The following is a 371-nucleotide window of genomic DNA, read 5'->3' as shown; positions in this document are numbered from 1 at the left end:
GAGAGAGTTTGTGTTGAAAATCAGCACGGGCATTGGCTACCCGTTCGTGTACACCTGCAAGCTGTATTCGGGCTTTACGGCGATTAGCACTCCCTTTTGGCTTGCGAGATAAGGCTTTTTTGTTTTCGACGTAGGTGACGGCTGGCATTGATAAGGTGGCGCGGATTAGCAATCTTATTGCCGTCTGATTTGATGGCGTAATGACTCAGCCCCACATCAAGCCCCGTGATATTTGATATCAATGTTGGCTTTGCCGGTGCTTCTCCCCCGTCATCACAGAGTAGTGACGCATAGTATTTTCGGTTGCGCTGCGGCTCAGTGTGATACTTTTCAGCGCCCCCGTAATTTCACGATGTAAACGCGCTTCAATC

Annotated in this window: 1 pseudogene; it reads right to left on the bottom strand. The window is 49.6% G+C overall.

The features are described 5' to 3' along the window. Positions 1–371 (bottom strand): annotated as a pseudogene (locus tag BHE89_RS22055) (RNA-guided endonuclease InsQ/TnpB family protein); the annotation flags it as partial.

It is taken from the genome of Shigella sp. FC1967 (genome assembly GCF_001743005.1).
Lineage (GTDB): Bacteria > Pseudomonadota > Gammaproteobacteria > Enterobacterales > Enterobacteriaceae > Proteus.
This window is presented reverse-complemented; position numbering and strand designations above follow the sequence as displayed.